The 14780-nt window shown below is 68.9% G+C and carries 16 protein-coding genes; 9 read left to right on the top strand and 7 right to left on the bottom strand.

Annotated features, from left to right (window positions below; genetic code table 11):
- The first annotated feature begins 3 nt into the window (after window positions 1-3).
- The 6 genes from ACFYZZ_RS42410 to ACFYZZ_RS42385 all read left to right on the top strand — a co-directional run bounded on the left by ACFYZZ_RS42410 (window position 4) and on the right by ACFYZZ_RS42385 (window position 3551).
- Window positions 4-801 (top strand): type III pantothenate kinase, encoded by a 798-nt coding sequence (locus ACFYZZ_RS42410; protein WP_145885761.1) that lies wholly within the window; start codon window positions 4-6, stop codon window positions 799-801.
- A 194-nt stretch (window positions 802-995) separates the two neighbouring features.
- Window positions 996-1667: a hypothetical protein gene (locus ACFYZZ_RS42405; RefSeq protein WP_389188768.1), complete on the top strand. Its 672-nt coding sequence runs from the start codon at window positions 996-998 to the stop codon at window positions 1665-1667.
- A 57-nt stretch (window positions 1668-1724) separates the two neighbouring features.
- The gene (locus ACFYZZ_RS42400) at window positions 1725-1904 is read left to right on the top strand and encodes a hypothetical protein (RefSeq protein WP_351216009.1); all 180 of its coding nucleotides are present in this window, start codon (window positions 1725-1727) and stop codon (window positions 1902-1904) included.
- 169 nt (window positions 1905-2073) lie between these two features.
- Window positions 2074-2469, top strand: coding sequence for a BlaI/MecI/CopY family transcriptional regulator (locus tag ACFYZZ_RS42395; protein ID WP_386579565.1), 396 nt, complete (start codon window positions 2074-2076; stop codon window positions 2467-2469).
- 9 nt (window positions 2470-2478) lie between these two features.
- Window positions 2479-3012 carry an amino-acid N-acetyltransferase gene (locus ACFYZZ_RS42390; protein WP_386579566.1) on the top strand — a complete coding sequence of 178 codons (534 nt, stop codon included), beginning with the start codon at window positions 2479-2481 and terminating at the stop codon, window positions 3010-3012.
- 203 nt (window positions 3013-3215) lie between these two features.
- Window positions 3216-3551 (top strand): Lsr2 family protein, encoded by a 336-nt coding sequence (locus ACFYZZ_RS42385; RefSeq protein ID WP_386579568.1) that lies wholly within the window; start codon window positions 3216-3218, stop codon window positions 3549-3551.
- Here ACFYZZ_RS42385 and ACFYZZ_RS42380 read toward each other — a convergent pair.
- Window positions 3530-4180: an SCO3374 family protein gene (locus ACFYZZ_RS42380; RefSeq protein WP_389188536.1), complete on the bottom strand. Its 651-nt coding sequence runs from the start codon at window positions 4178-4180 to the stop codon at window positions 3530-3532. The two genes, ACFYZZ_RS42385 and ACFYZZ_RS42380, sit on opposite strands and share 22 nt — an antisense overlap.
- A gap of 448 nt (window positions 4181-4628) precedes the next feature.
- Here ACFYZZ_RS42380 and ACFYZZ_RS42375 point away from each other — a divergent pair, with 448 nt between their 5' ends.
- Window positions 4629-7154 carry an ATP-dependent Clp protease ATP-binding subunit gene (locus ACFYZZ_RS42375; protein WP_386579570.1) on the top strand — a complete coding sequence of 842 codons (2526 nt, stop codon included), beginning with the start codon at window positions 4629-4631 and terminating at the stop codon, window positions 7152-7154.
- Between the two features lie 124 nt (window positions 7155-7278).
- Here the strand turns inward: ACFYZZ_RS42375 and ACFYZZ_RS42370 are convergent, their stop codons facing one another.
- On the bottom strand, window positions 7279-7899 hold the full coding sequence (locus tag ACFYZZ_RS42370) for an HAD family acid phosphatase (protein ID WP_386579572.1): 621 nt from the start codon (window positions 7897-7899) through the stop codon (window positions 7279-7281).
- Window positions 7900-8354: 455 nt separating this feature from the next.
- Here ACFYZZ_RS42370 and ACFYZZ_RS42365 point away from each other — a divergent pair, with 455 nt between their 5' ends.
- Complete coding sequence (locus ACFYZZ_RS42365; protein WP_389188532.1) at window positions 8355-8906, top strand: M23 family metallopeptidase; 552 nt, start codon at window positions 8355-8357, stop codon at window positions 8904-8906.
- 22 nt (window positions 8907-8928) lie between these two features.
- On the opposite strand, the gene ACFYZZ_RS42360 is transcribed toward ACFYZZ_RS42365, so the two are convergent.
- A complete protein-coding gene (locus tag ACFYZZ_RS42360) occupies window positions 8929-9528 on the bottom strand; it encodes a TetR/AcrR family transcriptional regulator (RefSeq protein ID WP_389188529.1) in 600 nt (199 codons plus the stop codon).
- Window positions 9529-9650: 122 nt separating this feature from the next.
- Here ACFYZZ_RS42360 and ACFYZZ_RS42355 point away from each other — a divergent pair, with 122 nt between their 5' ends.
- Window positions 9651-11243: an MDR family MFS transporter gene (locus ACFYZZ_RS42355; RefSeq protein WP_389188527.1), complete on the top strand. Its 1593-nt coding sequence runs from the start codon at window positions 9651-9653 to the stop codon at window positions 11241-11243.
- A gap of 234 nt (window positions 11244-11477) precedes the next feature.
- Here ACFYZZ_RS42355 and cseC read toward each other — a convergent pair whose 3' ends face one another.
- From cseC to ACFYZZ_RS42335, 4 genes are read right to left on the bottom strand one after another with little or no spacing between them, the layout of a single operon-like run.
- A complete protein-coding gene (gene cseC / locus ACFYZZ_RS42350) occupies window positions 11478-12839 on the bottom strand; it encodes a two-component system sensor histidine kinase CseC (RefSeq protein WP_389188524.1) in 1362 nt (453 codons plus the stop codon).
- 11 nt (window positions 12840-12850) lie between these two features.
- Complete coding sequence (cseB, locus tag ACFYZZ_RS42345) at window positions 12851-13552, bottom strand: two-component system response regulator CseB (protein WP_389188521.1); 702 nt, start codon at window positions 13550-13552, stop codon at window positions 12851-12853.
- Between the two features lie 41 nt (window positions 13553-13593).
- The gene (locus tag ACFYZZ_RS42340) at window positions 13594-14247 is read right to left on the bottom strand and encodes a hypothetical protein (protein ID WP_389188518.1); all 654 of its coding nucleotides are present in this window, start codon (window positions 14245-14247) and stop codon (window positions 13594-13596) included.
- A complete protein-coding gene (locus ACFYZZ_RS42335) occupies window positions 14235-14774 on the bottom strand; it encodes a SigE family RNA polymerase sigma factor (RefSeq protein ID WP_132856486.1) in 540 nt (179 codons plus the stop codon). The genes ACFYZZ_RS42340 and ACFYZZ_RS42335 overlap by 13 nt, the downstream gene beginning before the upstream one ends.
- Between the last annotated feature and the right edge of the window lie 6 nt (window positions 14775-14780).

The raw sequence follows: 14780 nt of genomic DNA, 5'->3' as shown, positions 1-14780 counted from the left end.
GCCATGCTGCTCACGATCGACGTCGGTAACACGCACACCGTGCTCGGCCTGTTCGACGGCGAGGACATCGTCGAGCACTGGCGCATCTCCACGGACGCGCGCCGCACGGCGGACGAGCTGGCGGTGCTGCTGCAGGGCCTGATGGGCATGCACCCGCTGCTCGGTGAGGAGCTGGGCGACGGCATCGACGGCATCGCGATCTGCGCGACCGTGCCGTCGGTGCTGCACGAGCTGCGCGAGGTCACCCGGCGCTACTACGGCGACGTGCCCGCGGTGCTGGTCGAGCCGGGCGTGAAGACGGGCGTGCCGATCCAGTTCGACAACCCCAAGGAGGTCGGCGCCGACCGCATCATCAACGCGGTCGCGGCGAACGAGCTGTACGGCGGCCCGGCGATCGTCGTCGACTTCGGCACGGCGACCACCTTCGACGCGATCTCCGCGCGCGGGGAGTACGTCGGCGGGGTCATCGCCCCCGGCATCGAGATCTCGGTGGAGGCCCTCGGGATCAGGGCCGCGCAGCTGCGGAAGATCGAGGTGGCCCGGCCCAGGAACGTGATCGGCAAGAACACCGTCGAGGCCATGCAGTCGGGTGTCGTGTACGGCTTCGCCGGGCAGGTCGACGGCGTGGTGGGCCGGATGGCCCGGGAGCTGGCCGACGACCCCGACGACGTGACGGTGATCGCCACGGGCGGCCTCGCGCCGGTGGTGCTGGGCGAGTCCTCGGTGATCGACGAGCACCAGCCGTGGCTGACCCTGATCGGCCTGCGCCTGGTGTACGAGCGGAACGTGTCCCGGATGTGAGGCACCGGCGCCCGTGGCGGGCGCCGGCCTTCGCGGGCGCCGCGCGCCCGGTCTTTGTGCCGCACGCGCGCGGGTGACCCCGGTCGGGGGAAACCTGGCAGCGACACGCGACGACACAGCATTCCGATTCGTCACTTTTGTCCGATTAGCGGTAGCGTCGCCGCATGCCCACGCCATACGGATCCCGCGGCGGCATGGCGTTCGGCGCGGAGGAGCTGCGTGTGCTCCGCCGTGCTCTCGCCCTCGCCCTTCACCCCGGCCGAGCGTCCGCCGAGGACGTCAAGGACTGCTTCCGCCTCGCCGAGTCCCTCGACGAGGCGATGCACGAGGGGGCCAGACTGCGCGCCTTCCTGGTGGCCGACCTGGGCCGGTACCGCGCCGCCCTGCCGGGCACCGCCGCCGGCTACCTCACCCTGCTGGAGGAGGCGCTGGGCGCCGGGCACCGGCCGACGCCGGACGACCTCGCCGCACTCCGGGCGCTGCGCGGGAACCCCGTGGCGGCCGCCCTGCTGGACCGCTGCCAGGGGCTCGCCGAGCAGGACGTACGGGCACGCTTCGCCCAGGGCGCCCGCAAGGTCCCGGCCCCCGCCGTACCGCCCTCCAGGGCGCGCCTGCTGGCCCTTCCCGGCGGCGCGGGCGAGATCCTGGCCGCGGAGGCCGACGAGGCGGAGAAGCCCGCCCAGAAGCCCGCTCCGAAGCCCGGCAAGACCCCTCCCGCGCGCCCCGCCGAGCGCCCGGCCTCCGAACCGGCCGCCCCGAAGCGACCCATCCCCACGCCGGGCGAGGTCTTCCCCCGCCGCAAGCCGCCGGCGCCGCCCGCCGACCCGGCCGAGCCCGCCGAGTCGCGGCAGCTCGCCGCCGGCTGAGCGCCGGTTCGCCCACCCCGCCCCTTTCGCCCCGGCCCGTCTGGCTACTCTGGAGCCATGGACTACGTCTCCGCGCTCGTGCCCCCGGTCGTCATGGCCGTGTTCTTCATCGGTGTGGTCAGGGTGATCGTGAAGACCCAGGGCGGGGCCGCCAAGGCCAAGGAGGACGCGGCCGTGGACGCCGCCCTCGCGCGCGCGGAAAGCGCACGTCAGGCCTCCGCCGCCGGCGACGCCTGAACCGTACGGCTCTGGGCGCACGACTCCTCGCACCCCGGTGCTCTCCGAGTCGTGCGCCCTTTTTGTTCGCTTTCGTAACCTAAGTGCACGTCCGGCACGCCATTGACGGGATCTCCCACTATTGTTCTGAGCTGTGCCTCGCCCATTGGGAGAACTCGAAGACGCGGTCATGACGCGGGTGTGGAAGTGGAACCGCCCGGTGACCGTTCGAGAAGTCCTGGAAGACCTGCAGCAGGAACGGTCCATCGCGTACACGACCGTGATGACCGTTTTGGACAATCTCCATCAGAAGGGCTGGGTGCGCCGTGAGGCCGAAGGGCGCGCCTATCGATATGAGGCCGTCTCCACCCGAGCCGCCTACGCCGCCGCTCTGATGAACGACGCCTGGTCGCAGAGCGACAACCCCGCCGCGGCTCTCGTCGCCTTCTTCGGGATGATGAGCGAGGAACAGCGCCAGGCCCTCAGGGACGCCGTACGCATCGTCCAGGGTCCGGAAACCCAGGAAGCCCCCCAAGCCCCGCAAGTGGAGAACCCCGGCGCGGCGGGGGAGGCCGCCGGGCGATAGCGTCCGCTCATGTCAGCAGAGCGTCCCGAAGTCACCGCAAAAGCCATCACCGTCCGGCGGGCCCGGACCAGCGATGTTCCGGCCGTGCGCCGCCTCCTCGACGCCTACGCCCGCGACCGCATCCTGCTCGACAAAGCCACGGTGACGCTTTACGAGGACATCCAGGAGTTCTGGGTCGCGGAACGCGACGACAACGCCGAGGTGGTCGGCTGCGGGGCGCTGCACGTCATGTGGGAAGACCTGGCGGAAGTCCGCACTCTCGCGGTGAAGCCCGGCCTCAAGGGCGCCGGTGTCGGCCATCAGTTGCTGGAGAAGTTGGTGGAGACGGCGCGCTGGCTCGGCGTTCGGCGCGTTTTCTGTCTCACCTTCGAAGTGGACTTCTTCGGGAAGCACGGCTTCGTGGAGATCGGGGAGACACCGGTCGACACCGATGTGTACGCGGAGCTGTTGCGTTCCTATGACGAGGGTGTCGCCGAGTTCCTCGGTCTCGAACGAGTGAAACCGAACACCTTGGGCAACAGCCGGATGCTTCTGCATCTGTGATCGTCTTTGCCCGGGTGCCCTATGTCCGAAACGCGCATGTTTCCGGGCCGAGGCGGGCCCCTGGGTCTCTCCCAGGGGTTTGTGTTTTTCCGGCAAAAGCGGTTTGCTTTCCGACGTACTGCAGTACTGCATATAACAGGGGCGGCGAAACGGCGGGCGCCGCACACCCCCTGGCCCTCACGTTATCGATGAAAGGAAATCCGGTGGCACAGAAGGTTCAGGTCCTTCTTGTCGACGACCTCGACGGCGGCGAGGCGGACGAGACCGTGACGTTCGCGCTGGACGGCAAGACGTACGAGATCGATCTCACGACTGCCAATGCGGACAAGCTGCGTGGCCTTCTCGACCCCTACTTGAAGGGTGGTCGGCGTACCGGTGGCCGTGCTTCGGGCGGGCGCGGAAAGACGCGTGCCGCTTCCGGCGGCAGCCAGGACACCGCGCAGATCCGCGCCTGGGCGAAGGACAACGGCTTCGAGGTCAACGACCGCGGCCGTGTTCCCGCGTCCATTCGCGAGGCCTACGAGAAGGCCAACGGCTGATTTCGCCGGCAGGTGAACGGCCGGGCGCTCGCGCGCCGCAGCCGGACCCGGTGGCACTGCGCTGCCACCGTGTCCATCACTCGTACGAGATCGGGGGCGCCTCCCGGGCTCCCCATGGCCGGCAACGCCGGCAGCGAGGCCTCGACCTCGCTCCCCGGCCCGGGGGGCCGCAGCCATACGGCGGCCCCCTGCAGGGAATCGGCGGCGCAGGGCCCGTCGAGAAGCGGCTGAGCCCCGCTCCGGGCCCGCTCGGGCGGAGCCGGCGCCTCCATCAGGCCGCCCGCGCCCAGGACCCGAAGGTCCAGCGCCAGCGCCCCCCATTCCAGCCACTCCAGCAGCGCCGGCAGCTCCTCCGCGCTGCCGACGGCCAGCAGCAGCCGCATCCGGTCGCCCCACAGGGCCACCGGAGAGTCCGGCGCGAGATGCCTGAGCGCCGCGGCTCCCGCCTCGGCCGGCACGTCCAGGACGTCGAACCGCAACCCCGTGACCAACATCAGCGGCCGTCCGGGCACGGTCGGCCAGCCCAGATCGTTCTCGTACCAGTACCGGGCCCGTACTTCCGGGTTCTCCCGAAGATCTGAGAGCTTCCGGTCGAGCGGTCGGCGAGGAAGGGGGACAGTGGAGGTCATGGAGACCGAGCCAGCCATGCCAAGCGCAACAGCCGAAGCGGGCCACAGGTTACGCTGGGTGCTCTGACGATTGCGCAGAGTTCCCAAAAGGGAAGCGTGTGGGGGTCCGGGGAGGCGCAAGGTTGTTCGCCCATAGCGGAGGGAACCGGTGCGCACGGCATGGAGTGTCAGTCCCTGCGGGTAAGACATGCCTAGTGGGAGGGGGCGACGCGCAGAACGGGCCGTCTCACGTTCGCCATCGGCGTAGTGGCGAGTGGGGTAACTGCCTGGCCTGCGGGAACATCGTCTCGCACCATCGGGTTGGAGCAGATGTCGGCGTTCGGGGTCAGGAGGCCAAGGACGGTGTCGGCAGTTGGAATGAGCGGTCCCCGCTTGCGGGACTAAGCTGCGGAAGGACAGGGAGGGGAAGTTCCCCCCACTGCCTGACCGCTCTGAGGAGCGATTAACGATGTTCGAGAGGTTCACCGACCGCGCGCGGCGGGTTGTCGTCCTGGCTCAGGAAGAAGCCCGGATGCTCAACCACAACTACATCGGCACCGAGCACATCCTCCTGGGTCTCATCCACGAGGGCGAAGGTGTCGCCGCTAAGGCCCTGGAGAGCCTCGGCATTTCGCTTGAGGCGGTCCGCCAGCAGGTGGAGGAGATCATCGGCCAGGGCCAGCAGGCCCCGTCCGGCCACATCCCCTTCACCCCCCGTGCCAAGAAGGTCCTGGAGCTGTCGCTCCGCGAGGCTCTTCAGCTGGGCCACAACTACATCGGCACGGAGCACATCCTGCTCGGCCTGATCCGCGAGGGCGAGGGCGTCGCCGCCCAGGTCCTGGTCAAGCTGGGCGCAGACCTCAACCGGGTGCGGCAGCAGGTCATCCAGCTGCTCTCCGGTTACCAGGGCAAGGAGACCGCCACCGCCGGCGGCCCGGCCGAGGGCACCCCCTCGACCTCCCTCGTCCTGGACCAGTTCGGCCGGAACCTCACCCAGGCCGCTCGTGAGTCCAAGCTCGACCCGGTCATCGGGCGCGAGAAGGAGATCGAGCGGGTCATGCAGGTGCTGTCCCGCCGTACGAAGAACAACCCGGTCCTGATCGGTGAGCCCGGTGTCGGCAAGACCGCCGTCGTCGAGGGCCTCGCCCAGGCCATCGTCAAGGGCGAGGTGCCCGAGACGCTCAAGGACAAGCACCTCTACACGCTGGACCTCGGCGCCCTGGTCGCCGGCTCCCGCTACCGCGGTGACTTCGAGGAGCGCCTGAAGAAGGTGCTCAAGGAGATCCGCACCCGCGGCGACATCATCCTGTTCATCGACGAGCTGCACACGCTGGTCGGTGCGGGTGCCGCCGAGGGCGCCATCGACGCCGCTTCGATCCTGAAGCCGATGCTGGCCCGCGGTGAGCTGCAGACCATCGGCGCGACCACGCTGGACGAGTACCGCAAGCACCTGGAGAAGGACGCGGCCCTGGAGCGCCGCTTCCAGCCCATCCAGGTCGCCGAGCCGTCCCTGCCGCACACCATCGAGATCCTCAAGGGTCTGCGCGACCGGTACGAGGCCCACCACCGGGTCTCCATCACCGACGAGGCGCTGGTCCAGGCCGCCACCCTGGCCGACCGCTACATCTCGGACCGCTTCCTGCCGGACAAGGCGATCGACCTGATCGACGAGGCCGGTTCCCGGATGCGCATCCGCCGGATGACCGCGCCGCCGGACCTGCGCGAGTTCGACGAGAAGATCGCCGCCGTCCGCCGGGACAAGGAGTCCGCGATCGACTCGCAGGACTTCGAGAAGGCCGCCTCCCTGCGCGACAAGGAGAAGCAGCTCCTGGCCGCCAAGGCCAAGCGGGAGAAGGAGTGGAAGGCCGGCGACATGGACGTCGTCGCCGAGGTCGACGGCGAGCTGATCGCCGAGGTCCTCGCCACGGCCACCGGCATCCCGGTCTTCAAGCTGACCGAGGAGGAGTCCAGCCGCCTGCTCCGCATGGAGGAGGAGCTGCACAAGCGGGTCATCGGCCAGAACGACGCCGTCAAGGCGCTGTCGAAGGCGATCCGTCGTACGCGTGCGGGTCTGAAGGACCCGAAGCGTCCGGGTGGTTCGTTCATCTTCGCCGGCCCGTCCGGTGTCGGTAAGACCGAACTGTCCAAGGCGCTCGCCGAGTTCCTCTTCGGTGACGAGGACGCGCTGATCTCCCTCGACATGTCGGAGTTCAGCGAGAAGCACACGGTCTCGCGTCTCTTCGGTTCGCCCCCCGGCTACGTGGGCTACGAAGAGGGCGGCCAGCTGACCGAGAAGGTCCGTCGCAAGCCGTTCTCCGTCGTCCTCTTCGACGAGGTCGAGAAGGCCCACCCGGACATCTTCAACTCGCTGCTGCAGATCCTGGAGGACGGTCGCCTGACCGACTCCCAGGGCCGGGTCGTGGACTTCAAGAACACGGTCATCATCATGACGACCAACCTCGGCACCCGGGACATCTCCAAGGGCTTCAACCTGGGCTTCGCGGCCACGGGTGACACGAAGTCGAACTACGAGCGCATGAAGAACAAGGTCTCGGACGAGCTCAAGCAGCACTTCCGCCCCGAGTTCCTCAACCGCGTCGACGACGTGGTCGTCTTCCCGCAGCTGACGCAGGAGGACATCCTGCGGATCGTCGACCTGATGATCGGCAAGGTGGACGAGCGCCTGAAGGACCGGGACATGGGCATCGAGCTCTCCCAGTCCGCCAAGGAGCTGCTGTCCAAGAAGGGGTACGACCCCGTGCTGGGCGCCCGGCCGCTGCGCCGCACCATCCAGCGCGAGATCGAGGACTCGCTCTCCGAGAAGATCCTCTTCGGCGAGCTGCGACCCGGTCACATCGTGGTCGTGGACACCGAGGGCGAGGGCGACGCCGCCACCTTCACCTTCCGGGGTGAGGAGAAGTCGGCTCTGCCCGACGTCCCGCCGGTCGAGCAGGCGGCCGGCGGTGCCGGGCCGAACCTGAGCAAGGACGCGTAAGCGTCACGGTCGACGAAAAGGGGCCGGTGCTTTCGAGCACCGGCCCCTTTTCGTATGCATGGACTCCCGTGCGGGAGCGCCGAATTCCGGAAGGGCGATTCCGGAAGGGTGAATTCCGGACGGGTTACGACAACTGTCCGTTGTAGTCCGGCAGTTTGAACGTCTTCTCGGCATGGCCGCCCGACAGGTCGGTGGCGCTGTTGCCGACGTTCGCGATGATCGTGTAGCCCTGGTTCTCGATGTCCACGCGCTGGGCGGTCTTGTAGGCGGCGACGTCCTTGAAGAGGTCGAACAGGCCGCGGACGTAGAGACCGGAGACGTCGTAGCCGTCGTGCTCCAGGTTGTACTCGGTGGGCCAGTAGATGATGCCCGGACGAGCCGTGACGAAGAACAGCGAGACGCCGTGCTCCTGGGCGTACTCGGCGACGTTCAGCACCGGCTTGTTGGCCGGCTGCGGGTAGCTGAAGCCGAAGTCGGTCTCCAGCGTGGTGTTATCGATGTCGAAGACGATCGCCTGCTTCTCACCGGGCTTGGCGGCGGCGATGCGGGCCTTCAGGTACGGCAGGGCCTGGTCCATGACCGACTGGCAGTCCTTCTGCCAGGTGGCGTAGTCGACCTTGGCGGCCGTGGCGGAGGCGCTGCTCGTGGTCGCGTCCGCAGCCTCGGCCGGGGCGGCCAGCGCGGTGAGCGCGGCCACGGAGACGGCAGTGGCGGAAATCCGGCGCGCCCAGGGGCGGTTGGTCATCGGTGGGGGTCCTCTCACGTCCGTACGCTGCACGGCCTGAACGGTTGACTGTCAGGGGCATGATCTGTGGTGAGGGTGGCGCGAGGGGAACCGTAGGGTTACCGGCTGGTAGGTGGCTAGAGGTGTGCGTCACATTTCTCGGGTCGGCGGTTTGGATTGCCGGTGATAAGCCGCACAGGCGAAATGTCCGTTACTAACCCACATAGGAGGACTCCTTATCAGGTCAAAAGGGATTTTCATCCCGGAACCCCGCGTAAAAACCCGACGTTGTCGCGGCTGATGCCCAGGGGTGGGCGACCTGTCAAGAAGTGGGTGTTTTTAGGTTCTTCTACTAGCTTGAGCCGTAGATGGGGGGCTTTGAGTCGAGATGGGGTCGCGGGTTACCAATGAGTGGCCCGCCCGGCGAACACCTGAGCGCCGGGTGGCGGTTATGTCCCCGAGCCCACGAGGTCCTGATGATCCAGCGCTTCACGTCCCGTTCTTCCCGTACGTCCTCGCTCCGCACCCGTGTAACCGTCCTGGCTGCCGGAGTAGGCGCCACGGCCGTGCTGGGAACCGGGATCGCGAGCGCCGCCGCTCCGTCGGCGACCGCCTGGGTCGACCCGGTGAAGAAGTACACGCTCTCCGCCGGCTTCGCTCAGGCCGGCGCCCACTGGGTCGCCAAGCACAGCGGCCAGGACTTCGCCGTCCCGACCGGCACCGAGGTCGTCGCCGCGCACGGCGGCACCGTCGTCAAGGCCGGCCCCAACGGCGCCGGTGACGGCCCCGCGTACGGCAACGCCATCGTCATCAAGCACGGCAACGGCACGTACTCGCAGTACGCCCACCTGTCCCGGGTCGACATAAAGATCGGTCAGATCGTCAAGACCGGCCAGCACATCGCCCTCTCGGGCAGCACCGGCAACTCCACCGGCCCGCACCTGCACTTCGAGATCCGTACGACCCCGAACTACGGCTCCGCGATCGACCCGGTCGCCTTCCTGCACTCCAAGGGCGTGACCGTCTGAGCCGGCCCTCCGGGCGGCCTGACTAGATCTCCTTGTGGGCGCCCTGGTGCGCCTGCGTGACGAGGTCCATGGCGACTTCGAGAACGGCCTCGTGCTTCTTCTCGGAGTCGCCTTCCACGTCCTGCATCACGAACATCCCCGCGTGCAGCGTGAACATCGCGCTGATGCAGCGGACCTGCTCCACGAGCGGTGCCTCGGGGTCGATGAAGATCTCCCTGAGGTCGCGCATGCGGTCCTTGAAGGTGTCGCCGATGCGCAGCTCCCGTACCGTCGCCTGGTTCTCCTGCATGAACCGGAAGAGCGGTTCCGCGCCGACCAGGGCCTGGCTGTAGCGCCGCAGCAGCTCGTGCTTGGTCTCCAGGGTGTGCGGCTGGCTGCGGCCCCACTCGATCAGGTCCTGGATCGGCTGTGTCAGGTCCTCGAAGAGGCTGACGATGATCTCTTCCTTGGTCTTGAAGTGGTAGTAGAGGGCCGCCTTCGTGACGTCGAGATGCTCGGCGATCTCGCGGAGCGAGGTCTTCTCGTAGCCCTGCTCGGCGAAGAGTTCGAGCGCGACGTCCTGGATGCGCTGGCGGGTGTTGCCGCGGCGCTGCTGCTTGGTGCCGTCCATGGTGACGCCCATCCTCGTACTCCTCGCCCCCCGGCGAAAACTTACTTGACGCCCGGCTAGTGAAAGGTCTACCTTCCCCAGTGTAGTGAACTAGCCGGGCGGCAAGTAAGTAGTCGTCAGGGGGAGTGGGAGAGATGGCGGACACACAGGCGGCCGTGACGGTTCAGGCGATACCCGGTCCTCAGGAGAAACAGCCGAAGAGCGTGCGCGTGGTCCTGCTCGCGCTCATGATCGCGATGATGCTCGCGATGCTCGACAACATGATCGTGGGTACGGCGATGCCGACGATCGTCGGCGAACTGGGCGGGCTGGAACACCTCTCGTGGGTCGTCACCGGCTACACCCTCGCGACCGCGGCGGCCACCCCGATCTGGGGCAAGCTCGGCGACATGTACGGCCGCAAGGCCACCTTCCTCAGCTCGATCGTCATCTTCCTGATCGGCTCCGCGCTCAGCGGCATGGCCCAGAACATGGGCCAGCTCATCGGCTTCCGCGCGATCCAGGGCCTCGGCGCCGGCGGTCTGATGGTCGGCGTGATGGCGATCATCGGTGACCTGATCCCGCCGCGGGAGCGCGGCAAGTACCAGGGCATGATGGCCGGCGTCATGGCGCTCGCGATGATCGGCGGCCCGCTGGTCGGCGGCACCATCACCGACAACTGGGGCTGGCGCTGGTCCTTCTACATCAACCTGCCGCTCGGCGTGGTCGCGCTGGCGCTGGTCAGCGCCGTGCTGCACCTGCCGAAGAAGCGGGCCAAGGCCGGCATCGACTACCTCGGCGTCGTCCTGCTGACCGTCGGCATCACCTCGATCGTGCTGGTCACCACCTGGGGCGGCACCGAGTACGCCTGGACGTCCGCGCGGATCATGGAGCTGATCGGCATCGGCGTCGCCGCGCTGATCGGGTTCGTGTTCTGGCAGACCAAGGCCGCCGAACCGGTCGTGCCGCTGCACATCTTCCGCAGCCGCAACTTCACCCTGATGTCCCTCATCGGCTTCATCACCGGCTTCGTGATGTTCGGCGCCACGCTCTTCCTGCCGCTCTACCAGCAGTCCGTGCAGGGCGCCTCCGCGACCAACTCCGGTCTGCTGCTCCTGCCGATGCTCGGCGCGATGCTGGTGACCTCGATGGTCGCCGGCCGGGTCACCACCGGCAGCGGCCGCTACAAGATCTTCCCGATCCTCGGCGGCGCGCTGATGATCGTCGGCCTGTACCTGCTGTCGCTGATGGACACGGACACGACCCGGCTGACCTCCGGCATCTACATGGCCGTGCTCGGACTCGGCATGGGCTGCCTGATGCAGGTCACCATGCTGGTCGCGCAGAACAGCGTGGAGATGAAGGACATGGGCGTGGCGTCCTCGTCCACCACCCTGTTCCGTACGCTCGGCTCCTCCTTCGGTGTCGCCATCATGGGCGCCCTGTTCAACCACCGGGTCCAGGACGTCATGGCCGAACGGGCCGGTGCGCTGGGCTCGAAGATCACCGAGCAGTCGGCCCAGCTGGACGCGGCGAGCCTCGCGAAGCTGCCGGCGGCGGCGCGGGAGGCGTACCAGCACGCGGTGTCCGCCGGTACGCACTCGGCCTTCCTGCTGGGCGCGGTGATCTCCGTGGTCGTGCTGATCGCCTCGCTGTTCGTGAAAGAGGTGCCGCTGAAGGGCGGCCCGCAGAAGCCGTCTTCGGACAGCGCCGATGCTGCTCCGGCGCCGGTGATCGAAGCGGTCTGAGCAGTCCCTGAGCCGAAGGCCCCCGGTAGGTGTCCGCCCTGGGGGCCTTCGGCCTTTTTTGCGCCTGAACCGGCGCCGCTCTCGCGGACTTGGTTGATCGCCGTCGTGGTTCCTCAATTGATGGTTGCGGCCGCTGCGGGCGCTTCAAAACCAGCCTGCCCTTCAGCCACAACCGCCCGGTGCTGCTCGTCGCCACCACGTGAGGGCGGCCCCTCAGGGAACCCGGCCCCGTGCTCAGCTGCCGGCGCCCCCGGACCGCGGCAGCATCGGATAGCTGCCCGTGTTCGTGGGCGCGTGTTCCGGGAGCCAGAGGACGGCCACCGCGCCCTCGGCCGGGAGGTGGTCGGGGGTGCCGACGGGGCGCACGTTGCGGAAGGTCAGGCGGGCGCCCAGCACCCGGGCCTGGCCGGCCGCGATGGTCAGGCCCAGGCCGTGACCCTGGCCCGCGCGGTCCGCGCTGCCGGTGCGGAAGCGGCTCGGTCCGTCGGCGAGCAGCGCCTCGGGGAAGCCGGGGCCGTGGTCGCGGACCCGGATGACCCGGCCCTCGACGGTGACCTCGATCGGCGGCTTGCCGTGCCGGGCGGCGTTGGCGAGCAGGTTGAACAGGACGCGCTCCAGGCGGCGCGGGTCGGTGGTGACCTCCGACTCGTGCACCACGCGTACGGCGATGTCCGGGTCCTTCGCCGCCACGCGCCGGGCCACGAACTCGCCCAGCACGATGTCCTGCAGCTCGGCCCGCTCGGAGGCGCTGTCGAGGCGGGCCACCTCCAGGACGTCCTCGACGAGCGTGCGCATCGCCTTCGCCCGGTCCAGGACCAGTTCGGTGGGGCGGCCGGGCGGCAGGAGTTCGGCGGCGGTGAGCAGGCCGGTCACCGGGGTGCGCAGCTCGTGCGCGATGTCGGCGGTCACCCGCCGCTCGGCCTCCAGACGCTGCCGCAGCGCGTCCGCCATCGCGTCCACCGCGCGCGCGAGATCGTCGGTCTCGTCCCGTACGACCCCGCCGATGGCCTCCCGCACCCGTACGTCGGTCTCGCCGTTGGCGACCTGGCCCGCAGCGGCCGCCGCCTTGCGCAGCCGCCGCGACAGCTGCCCGCCGATCAGCACGCCGAGCGCGCTGCCGCCGAGCACGACCGCGATGGACCCGATGACCAGGGCCTGGTCGAGGTCCTTCATCACGTCGGTGGAGCGGTCCGGGAAGTGACTGTGCAGGGACAGCACATGCCCGTCCTTGGCGGGTACGGCCGCCCAGATGTCCGGCACGCCGCCGCGGTGGTCGCTGACGTAGCTGGCCCGGCGGCCCTCCTGGACCTTCTCGCGCAGCACCAGCGGCAGCTCGGGGTCGTCGATCTTGATGTTGGGGAAGTTCGGCCGCCCGAACCGCTCGTAGTTTCCCTGGGCCAGCTGCACCCGCTCGTTGGCCAGGTCGCGCGCGTTGTCCAGCATCGAGACCCGGGCGGCGTTGTGCACGACCAGGCTGAGCGCTATGGCCACCAGCCCGGCGACCAGGGCGATCGCCGCGCTGAGCTTCCATCTGAGCCCGGTCCGCAGTCCTGCGCGCTCCGCCCACCCCACCGGGCGCCTGATGATCCCCCGCATGTCGGCCCCGCTCAGGCCTTCAACTTGTAGCCGAAGCCGCGGACCGTCTCGATCCGGTCCTGGCCGATCTTCTGCCGCAGCCGCTGCACATGGACGTCGACGACCCGGGTGTCACCGCCCCAGCCGTAGTCCCACACCCGCTCCAGCAGTTTGTCCCGGGAGAGCACGGTGCCGGGCGCGGTGGAGAACTCCAGCAGCAGCCGCATCTCGGTCGGGGTCAGCGCCACCGGCTGCCCGGCCCGGCGCACCTCCATGCCTTCGGTGTCGATCTCCACGTCACCGAAGGTCAGCGGGCCGCCGTTCACCTGCGCCGGGTCCTCCGCGGCGTGCGCGGCACCGGCGTGGCCGAAGCGGCGCAGCACCGCGCGGATCCGGGCGACCAGGACGGCACCGTCGAACGGCTTGGTCACATAGTCGTCGGCGCCCGCCTCCAGACCGAGGACAACGTCGATCGAGTCCGCCCGCGCCGAGAGCATGATGACCGGCACGGTCGACTCGTCCCGGATACGACGGCACAGGCTCACGCCGTCCAGGCCCGGGACCATGACGTCCAGCAGCGCGATGTCGGGGCGGTCCGCCCGGAACGCCTCCAGGCCGGACAGTCCGTCGGGCATGGCGGTCACCGCGAAGCCGTCCCGCTCCAGGGCGAGCTGGGTGGCCTCGCGGATGACGTCGTCGTCCTCGACGAACAGGACGTGGGTCTGGTCTGCCATCCCGGTGCTCTCAGTCCTTGTGGTGGGCGTACGTGGGGGGTTCAGCTGTCCGACGCGGACGCCGTGTCGCCGCCGGTTCTGTTGTAGTAGGTGTCGTGCCTGTACCGCTGGGTGAACCGGCCCGCCTTCCACACGTAGGTGAGCACGGTCTCCCTGGACGGGTTCGACATCTGATCGTCCGTGTCGTACACCTGCTTCGTCACGGTCAGGGCGGTGCCGTCGATCTCCCCGACGACCGGCGAATCCTCCGCTTTGAACACACTCTTGTATGTGCCGCCGACATCCCGGTACATGTATGTGCCGATGCCCACCCAGTCACCGCAGGTCGACACGTTGATCAGGACGTCGTTGACGGATCCGCCGGTCAGATAGCCGTAGGTGGTCTCGATCGGGTAGTCGTCGTCGCCGCTGCACGGCTTCAGCTCCCGCTTCACCGTCGGGGAGACCGCCGGGTCTTTCTCGATCAGCGCGACCGCGTCCACCTCCTGATAGCCGGCGCTCGTGCTCGGGCTGGGAGAGTCGGCGGCTCCCGGGACCGCCGACGCCTGCGCCGGGCCCTCGTCGCGGGTGCCGGTTCCCCCGGTGCCGCACGCGACGACGAAAAGGGCGAGGGCGGCGACCGCGGCCGCAGCCGCGATCACCGCCTGTGTACTGCCTCGGGCCTCGCTGGGCCCGGCCCCGGTCAGGCCGCGCAACGCTCCCGCTCCTCACGCTCCAGCGCGCGTGCGTCCAGATCGCGGGCCTCCAGCTCCTCGCGGAGCCGGGCGAGCGCCCGGTGCAGCGTGCTCTTGACCGTACCGGCCGACATGCCGAGGGCCGCGGCCGTCTCCTCAGTGGACATCTGCTCCCAGTGTCGCAGCACCACGACGCTGCGCTGTTTCGGAGCGAGCACCTTCATGATGTCCATCAGCAGGGCCCGGTCGGCGTGCTGCTCGGTGGAGTCGTCGACGCAGGCGTCCGGCAGCTGCTCGGTCGGAACCTCCTCCAGCTTGCGCGCCCGCCACCACTCGGTACGGGTGTTGATCATCACCCGGCGCAGATAGGCGTCGGCGAGCCGCTTGTCGGCGATGCCCTCCCAGCGGCCGTACGTCCGCACCAGCGCGGTCTGCAGCAGGTCCTGGGCGTCGACCGGGTCCGGAACCAGCCGGCGGGCGCTGCGCAGCAGCGCGTCCTGCCGGGTGCGGACGTACTCCTCGAACTCGAGCACCTCACCCTGCGCCATGATCAA

This window comes from Streptomyces sp. NPDC001816 (assembly GCF_042892235.1).
GTDB lineage: Bacteria > Actinomycetota > Actinomycetes > Streptomycetales > Streptomycetaceae > Streptomyces.
Note: the sequence above shows the minus strand (reverse complement) of the source record. Positions and strands in the feature narration are given on the sequence as shown.